The sequence below is a fragment of the Cupriavidus sp. 8B genome (genome assembly GCF_054589115.1).
This window is the reverse complement of record NZ_BAAILO010000142.1, coordinates 1-4,104: the sequence shown is the minus strand read 5'-3', so window position 1 is coordinate 4,104 and position 4,104 is coordinate 1. Positions and strand designations below refer to the sequence as shown.

Genomic DNA, 4,104 nt, shown 5'->3' with positions numbered 1-4,104 from the left:
TCAACTGGGATTCCGCACAGCCGGCAAGATCGTCGCGCGCATGGTGGAAGTGGGCAGCCACGTCAAGCGCGGCCAGCCGTTGTTCCAGCTCGATCCCACCCAGGAGACGTTGCAGGTGGCCGCGGCGGGTGCGGAGGCTGATGCGGCAAGGGGCCGGGTAGCCCAGGCGCGGGTGGATGTCCGGCGTACCGAGCAACTGCTCGCGCAGAACTTTGCCTCGCAAGCCGAACTGGACCAGCAGCGGCTGGCGCTTAACCAGGCGGAAGCACAACTGCGTTCTGCCCAGGCGCGCCAGCAGCTGAATGCCAACCTGCGCGGTTTTACCACGCTCGTGGCCGACCGCGATGGCGTAGTCAGTGCAATCAACGCGGAAGCCGGCCAGGTGGTCGCAGCCGGGCAGTCGATCGCAACCGTTGCGGCTGACGGCGAACGTGAGGTCTCGATCAGTATTCCGGAGTCGCGCGTCGACGAACTGCGTAAGGCGTCGACGCTGACGATCACGGTATGGGCGCATCCGGACAAGTCCTGGACGGGCAAGCTCCGGGAGCTTGCGCCGGACGCGGACAGCGTCACGCGGACGTACTCGGCACGCATTTCCATTCAGGACGCGGATCCGGACCTCCTGCGGCTAGGCATGACTGCGTCTGTCCTAGCACCCGACGTGGACGGCAACGGCGTTGTCCGCGTGCCGCTGACCGCCATTGTCGATCATGAACATGGCCGGCAGGTGTGGGTGGTCGACCCGAAGACGTCGCGGGTGATCGCGCGTGAGGTCAAGCTGGGCGCCGCGCAGAACGACAGTGTCATCGTGGTTGGGGGGCTGGCGGGCGGAGAAACCGTGGTGAGTGCCGGCGTGCATATGTTGCAGCCTGGCCAGCAGGTGAAGGTGGCCGAGGCGGTAGCTGTTGCCAAGGCGGGAGGTGTGAAGTGAAAGGCATCAACCTGTCCGAATGGGCGCTGAAGCACCAGCAGATGATCGCATTCCTGCTGTTGCTGTTGTCCGTGGCCGGCGTGCTGGCATATGGCAGCCTGGGCCAGAAGGAAGACCCGGAGTTCACGATCAAGACCATGGTCGTCCAGGCGTACTGGCCGGGAAGCTCCGCGCAGCAGATGGCCGATCAGGTCACCGACAAGATCGAGCGCAAGCTCCAAGAGGTGGCGGAGATCGACTATACGTCCACCTATGTGAAGCCGGGCGAAACGCAGGTCAAGGTGAACTTGCGCGAGGACGTACCACCAGGCGCAGTGCCGGACGTGTGGTACCAGGTTCGGAAGAAGATGGGCGACATCCGGCACACCCTGCCACAGGGCACACAGGGCCCCTTCTTCAATGACGAGTTCGGGGACACCTTCGGTAACCTCTATGCCATCACTGGTGACGGCTTCGACTATGACGATCTAAGAAGGATTGCGGATGCCGCGCGTAACGAGTTTCTTCGTGTCGGCGACGTCAACAAGGTCGACCTGGTGGGCAAGCAGGAACAGAAGATCTATGTGGAAGTCTCCACCGCCAAACTCGCCTCGCTGGGGATCGACCCGGCACTGATTGCGTCGACGCTCCAACAAACCAATGCCGTGACATCGGGCGGGACGGTGCAAACCACCGCGGAACAAGTGCGGCTCGCTGTTAGTGGCGAATTTGACTCGGTCGAAGGGATTCGCGCCATCGGCATCCGTGCCGGCCAGCGTACCTTCCGCCTTGGCGATATCGCCGACGTCCGTCGTGGCTTTGTGGAGCCTGCCACCTCGAGGATGCGCTTCAACGGCAACGAGGCGATTGGACTTGCGGTGAGCATGCGCAAGGGCGGCGACGTGATCCGGCTTGGAACAAAGCTAGAAGAAACGGTAAAACGCATCGAGTCCCACTTGCCGGTGGGTGTGCAGATCCATGCGGTCAGCGACCAGCCACATATCGTTGAGCACTCCGTCTTCGAGTTCAAGAAGAGTCTGGCCGAGGCGGTGATCATTGTGCTCGTTGTGAGCTTCCTGTCGCTCGGCTTGCGCACGGGACTGGTCGTCGCGCTCAGCATCCCGCTCGTGCTGGCCATGACATTCCTGGCGATGTACGTGATGGGCATCGACTTGCAGCGCATCTCGCTGGGTGCGCTGATCATTGCGCTTGGACTGTTGGTCGACGATGCCATTATTGCCGTCGAAATGATGTCGCTGAAGCTCGAGCAGGGCTGGGACAAGTTCCGCGCCGCCACATACGCCTACACGGCCACGGCCTTCCCGATGCTCACCGGCACGTTGATCACGGCGGCGGGCTTCCTTCCGGTCGGCTTTGCGAAGTCGGGCACTGGCGAATATGTGTACTCCCTATTCCAGGTGGTGGGCATTTCACTGTTGTTGTCGTGGATCGTGGCCGTCCTCTTCACGCCTTATATCGGCTTCAAGCTGTTGAAGGAGCATGCGCACGCGTCGCATGACGAGGATGCGGTCTACCAGCGCGGCTTCTATGTCAAGTTCCGCCACTTCATCGACTTCTGCCTTAAGCAGCGCGTGTGGGTACTCGGCATCACGCTCGCGGCATTCGTCGGCGCACTGGTGCTGTTCAAGGCGATACCCCAGCAATTCTTTCCGGCGTCTGACCGGGCCGAACTCATTGTGGACCTGTGGATGCCGAAGGCCTCGACCTTTGAGGCGAGTCAGCGCGAGGTCCAGAAGCTTGAAGGGCTGCTCAAGGGCGATCCGGACATTGCGGCGGTGACCAGCTTTGTTGGCAACGGTACGCCACGATTCTACCTGCCGCTCGATGTGCAGACGCCCAATCTGAACTTGGGCGAGATGCTGGTGATGACGAAGGGCGGTGAGGCACGGGAGCGGGCGAAGGAGAAGCTCGAGAAGCTGTTCGACGAAAGATTCCCGAATGTGCGGGGCCGCGTCAATCGACTGGAGAACGGTCCGCCTGTCGGATACCCGGTGCAGTTCCGCGTGTACGGGCAGGACAACGTCAAGGTTCGTGCGATTGGTCAGCAGGTGGCGGACATCATGCGCGAAGAGCCGCACGTGCGCCAGGTCAACCAGGACTGGGGCGAACGCATCAAGCGCGTGCAGGTCGATGTGGACCAGGATAAGGCGCGTGCACTAGGCATCAGTTCAGGCCAGATCAAGGAAGCCCTCGAGGCCTCGTTGTCGGGCACGCCAATCACGCAGTACCGTGAGGAGGACCAGGGAGTCGACGTGGTCTCGCGCCTAGTCGCGGCGGAGCGCACGGACCTGAACAACCTGAAGGACGCCAAGATCTATGTGCGCGACGGCAAATTTGTGCCGGTCTCGCAGGTGGCCCGGCTCACGCTTGACAGCGAGGACAGCGAACTCTGGAGGCGAAACCGCGTGCCAACGCTGACCGTTCGTGCCGATATCGCGGGGGCGCAGGCACCTGACGTCACGCGTGCGCTACAGCCGAAGATCGACGCATTGGAAAAGGCGCTTCCGCTTGGCTATGGCATCGAGATCGGCGGCGCTTACGAATCGAGTGGGAAGGCCCAGCGCTCTGTTTTCGCGGTGATGCCGGTGACGATTATCGCGGTGCTCTTGCTGCTGATGATTCAACTTCAGGACATGAAGAAGATGGCGATGGTCCTGCTGACCGCGCCGCTCGGGCTGATCGGTGTCAGCGCGATCATGGCCGCGTTCCAGATTCCATTCGGTTTTGTCGCCATGTTGGGCGTTATCGCCCTCGCTGGAATGATTATCCGCAACTCGGTGATCCTGGTCGTACAGATCGATCAGGACGTGGGCGCGGGCGTCGCACTGTGGACGGCCATCGTCGAGGCGGCGGTGCGACGGCTGCGTCCGATCGTGCTGACTGCTTTGGCGGCAATTCTGGCGATGGTGCCGCTTACCCATTCCGTGTTCTGGGGCCCCATGGCGTGGGCAATCATGGGAGGGCTCGCCGTTGCCACGGTGCTGACGCTCGTCTTCCTTCCCGCTTTGTATGCGACCTGGTACCGGGCCAAGCGCCCCGCGACCGCCTGATCGCAAATGTGACGTTGAGAGTAAATGCGATGAAAAGATTGAGTATGGCCCTGCGGGCCGGGCAGGTGGCGTTGGGCTGCATGCTTTTCATGAACGCTGGAGAGTCGGGCGCTATCGATCTCG

The 4,104-nt window shown here is 62.0% G+C and carries 2 protein-coding genes; both read left to right on the top strand.

The genetic code is table 11. The features are described from left to right. Nucleotides 1–931 (top strand): efflux RND transporter periplasmic adaptor subunit (locus ACYP5B_RS14930; protein ID WP_459570229.1); only part of this gene is annotated, 931 nt, incomplete at its 5' end. Continuing rightward, nucleotides 928–3,981 (top strand): efflux RND transporter permease subunit, encoded by a 3,054-nt coding sequence (locus tag ACYP5B_RS14925; protein ID WP_459570228.1) that lies wholly within the window; start codon nt 928–930, stop codon nt 3,979–3,981. The genes ACYP5B_RS14930 and ACYP5B_RS14925, both read left to right, overlap by 4 nt. The last annotated feature ends 123 nt before the right edge of the window (nt 3,982–4,104 follow it).